Here is a 3,304-nt window from a genome sequence, read left to right as displayed (position 1 = left end):
GAAACTCGTCCGTTCGTTTCGTTCCCATAGTTCATCTCCTTTGCTGCAATAAATGCTATCAAAGGAGCGGCATCAAACCGCGACACGTCCATTAGTAACGCTTTGTCCGCCTAACAGAAGCTCGTCCAGACTGATTGAACGTCCGCTCCCCCATCAAAACCGAGCAACCTCCTGCATCTAAATAGAGAAGCAACTGCAGGAGTTTGATCCATGAAGTACCTGTCTGCCCTCGGCGTTCTCGTCGGGGGTTTTCTTTTGCACCCACCGCCCAAGGCTGTCCTGACGACGATGCTCTGGGTGGTGTCTCGGTTCCATCCCGCAGTCTCGGCGCTGGTTCTGCTGGCGGTCCTCTGGACGTGGAGGTCCGACGATGACTGAGCTGAAACTGAACCCTGGTGACGTCGTGGTCGTCCGCGCCTTCGATGACATCCGGACGGTGCCGTTCGATCGGAAAGTGCGTCCTCAACCGTATGCGGTGCCGACTGACGATGAGGTCGTGCGGCTGCTGGGAGCCAAGGACCGGGACCTGCATTCCGTTCTGCTGACCTGCCTGTTGACAGGACTGCGCGCGGGGGAAGCGGTCGGGTTACTCCGGGAAGACCTCGTGGCCAAGGGCAATCTCGGGTGCTTCGTGCATGTTCAACCCAACGAACTGCGACTGCTGAAGACCGACGCGGCGGAGAGACTGGTTCCGGTTCACCCGGTGCTGGATGAGACGTTCCGCCAACTGCCTTCTTCTGGTCCTCTGTTTCCTGACCTGACCGTGGCGAACGTCACCAAGGGGTTCGCACGACTGAGACGGCGGTTGGATCTGGAACGACCGGGACTGGTGTTTCACTCGACCCGCAAGTGGTTCATTACCCAGTGCGAGCGAACGGGTGTCCCTGAGCACTTCACGGCATCTCTGGTTGGTCATCAATCGGCACGGTCGGAGAACGGGATCACTTACGGGATTTACTCGGCTGGGATCAGTGACGAGCAGCGTCGGTCCATCGTTGACCAGATACGGCTTCCGGTATGAGTTTCCCGGACATTGATGCGTTCGAGGAACGGGCTGCTATCGCTGAGTATGACGGAGGTTGCACCCGCAAGGCAGCGGAAGATCTGGCTGCTCGTGCTCAAGGGTTTCGTGATGCGGAAGCCTACTGGCAATGGCTGGCTGACTATGTCGTTAACCGTAGACCACCCTCATAAACAGAACCCCCGGCGGCCCTTAGCGGGTTGCCGGGGGATATCGGCTTTTCTTTCTTTTTTTACCGAAGTCGATGTTGGTCGTAGGTGACGGAATGAACGTAATGCGGACGTAGTGGACGTGGTTCCGGGACTCCCCACCTTTTTGATTATCAGCTTTTTTACTTTGATTGGAAGATGGCCTTCTATTGCCAAAAGCCCCTGTGCCCCTCGGCAACTGCATCCTCGATTTCAGAGAAGGGCCCACGGGTTTCAACGTGGCGCTGACCGACGCTGAAGACGGCCTCACAGGGCATATCCAGTGTCAGGTTTTCCTGATTGTCACCGGTCAAGATGGCCAAACGCTTTTCTGTCATTCCATAGACGACTGTTCCGATCCCAGCCCAATAGCAAGCTCCCGCGCACATGCAGCAAGGTTCTACCGAAGTATATAGTGTACATTTTTCAAGGAATTCAGAATCATAAAGACGGCTCGCCTCTCGTGCGACATTCAATTCGGCATGGCCTACCCCCTTATAATCTTTGTAGTTGTTGCCGGAGCGGATGAGGACATCTCCGTTGGGATCAACCAGTGTCGCACCGAAAGGGTGATTGCCAGCCTGACGACTTTCTTTTGCAATCCGGATTGTCTCGCGTAAGTGCTGAAGGTCGAGTTCTCTCATATCGGTCTCCTGCGGATTGATTATCAACAGCGAAGATTTCTATTCGTGCCGCAATGTCAGTATAATCGTACTTATAATCGGGCCTCTACGGGCAGAGTGACTAAGTGTTTCGCTATGGGCTCAGTGCGGTCATCCAGAAGACTCTTTTTAACGACCGGTGTACGGACAAGCCCGACGTTCGCGCTTCGGGCATCCCGGCAAGAAAATGTACTCAATAGTTGTCTGAGCACGAGTTATGATCGGCCATTATGGACATCGATTATATCACGATAGAGTCGGACACACCCGGGCAAACGCTTTCACTACGTATCGTCAAGTTCCAAGGCTCAGAGGGTAACCCGTCCGTTTACATACAGGCCGCACTTCACGCCAATGAGATGCCAGGCGTTGTCGCAATTGACCGGCTGATCCCTCGCATTGCGGAAGCCGAAGGAAGTGGGCGCTTGGCCGGAAACGTTACGCTGGTACCCTACGCCAACCCGATTGGACTTGCTCAAGGCGTGTACGGAGAAACACTGGGACGCTTTGACCTCAACGGCAGAGTTAATTTCAACCGATCATTTCCAACCGGGACGTTGGAGGAAATGTCGTGCAAGCCCGCTGCTGATCGCCTGAAAGCAACCCTGATTGAAATGGCCGTAGCAGCGGATGTCGTGCTGGACCTTCATTGCGATGATGAGGGACCGATTTATCTTTACGTTCCTGAGCGTCAGCTGGACGAAGGTCTCCGCCTTGCCCGGGCAATGCAGGCGAGCGTTATTCTGACTGACGCCAATGATGATCCCGTTTCCTTCGATCTCGCCGTAGGGAGGCGATGGGCAGCAGAAAACCGCGAGGAAGACAAACGTTTCGCAGCGACAATAGAACTACGTGGAATGATGGATGTTACACCTGAATTGGCCCACCAGGACGCAGACGGTATTTACAGGTATTTGGTCGAACTTGGGGCCATTGTCGATGAGGTTGCTGACATCAATCCAAATGACCCGATTGTCGGTGATGTTGATGAAGCTGTTCTAATCTCGACGCCGGAGGCTGGTGCTGTTCTTTACGACGTTGATGTCGGTGATTGGGTCAAGGAAGGACAGCGACTTGCGGTAGTCGTCTCCGAACCAAGTACGAAAGGTCAAGAAATATTATCTCCTTTCGACGGGCAGGTAATGACACGGCGAGATCGACGGTTTGCTCGTGTGGGCGACGATGTCATCAAGGTTCTGCGTCATCCACTACCTTAGACCTTCGGTTTCTGTTGAAGATTGATGCACAAGAAGGGCTCCCATCAGTCATTCGCAGCACTAGGATCGAACGTCCACCCCCCCGAACCGCCAGCACCGGCGACCACCGTCAGCACCCGGGCTAGTCGTCAGCGGGTCATCACGGAGCATTTCTGACTGTGAGCTTGGGATATTTTCGACGGGCGGAGAGGCCGCTTACTGGCGATTTAGGGACAG

General features: G+C 54.7%; 5 protein-coding genes. 4 read left to right on the top strand and 1 reads right to left on the bottom strand.

The window, feature by feature from the left end; genetic code table 11:
• Positions 1–210: 210 nt before the first annotated feature.
• From ACR0J8_RS24130 to ACR0J8_RS24120, 3 genes are read left to right on the top strand one after another with little or no spacing between them, the layout of a single operon-like run.
• The gene (locus ACR0J8_RS24130) at positions 211–378 is read left to right on the top strand and encodes a hypothetical protein (RefSeq protein ID WP_480527794.1); all 168 of its coding nucleotides are present in this window, start codon (positions 211–213) and stop codon (positions 376–378) included.
• Positions 371–1,021 (top strand): tyrosine-type recombinase/integrase, encoded by a 651-nt coding sequence (locus tag ACR0J8_RS24125; RefSeq protein ID WP_480527792.1) that lies wholly within the window; start codon positions 371–373, stop codon positions 1,019–1,021. Before ACR0J8_RS24130 ends, ACR0J8_RS24125 begins: the two co-directional genes overlap by 8 nt.
• Entirely contained in the window at positions 1,018–1,194 is a 177-nt protein-coding gene (locus ACR0J8_RS24120) for a hypothetical protein (RefSeq protein WP_170619915.1), read from the top strand. The genes ACR0J8_RS24125 and ACR0J8_RS24120 overlap by 4 nt, the downstream gene beginning before the upstream one ends.
• A gap of 182 nt (positions 1,195–1,376) precedes the next feature.
• Here the strand turns inward: ACR0J8_RS24120 and ACR0J8_RS24115 are convergent, their stop codons facing one another.
• The gene (locus ACR0J8_RS24115) at positions 1,377–1,853 is read right to left on the bottom strand and encodes a nucleoside deaminase (protein WP_480892840.1); all 477 of its coding nucleotides are present in this window, start codon (positions 1,851–1,853) and stop codon (positions 1,377–1,379) included.
• Between the two features lie 248 nt (positions 1,854–2,101).
• Here ACR0J8_RS24115 and ACR0J8_RS24110 point away from each other — a divergent pair, with 248 nt between their 5' ends.
• The gene (locus tag ACR0J8_RS24110) at positions 2,102–3,088 is read left to right on the top strand and encodes a M14 family metallopeptidase (protein ID WP_480527788.1); all 987 of its coding nucleotides are present in this window, start codon (positions 2,102–2,104) and stop codon (positions 3,086–3,088) included.
• Positions 3,089–3,304 lie beyond the last annotated feature (216 nt).

It is taken from the genome of Ruegeria sp. N11, assembly GCF_056531525.1.
Note: the sequence above shows the minus strand (reverse complement) of the source record. Positions and strands in the feature narration are given on the sequence as shown.

Excerpts from the sequence above, each read along its gene's own strand:
- ACR0J8_RS24130 (WP_480527794.1), top strand. The coding sequence starts at position 211 with ATGAAGTACCTGTCTGCCCTCGGCGTTCTCGTCGGGGGTTTTCTTTTG.
- ACR0J8_RS24125 (WP_480527792.1), top strand. The coding sequence starts at position 371 with ATGACTGAGCTGAAACTGAACCCTGGTGACGTCGTGGTCGTCCGCGCC.
- ACR0J8_RS24120 (WP_170619915.1), top strand. The coding sequence starts at position 1,018 with ATGAGTTTCCCGGACATTGATGCGTTCGAGGAACGGGCTGCTATCGCT.
- ACR0J8_RS24115 (WP_480892840.1), bottom strand. The coding sequence starts at position 1,853 with ATGAGAGAACTCGACCTTCAGCACTTACGCGAGACAATCCGGATTGCA.
- ACR0J8_RS24110 (WP_480527788.1), top strand. The coding sequence starts at position 2,102 with ATGGACATCGATTATATCACGATAGAGTCGGACACACCCGGGCAAACG.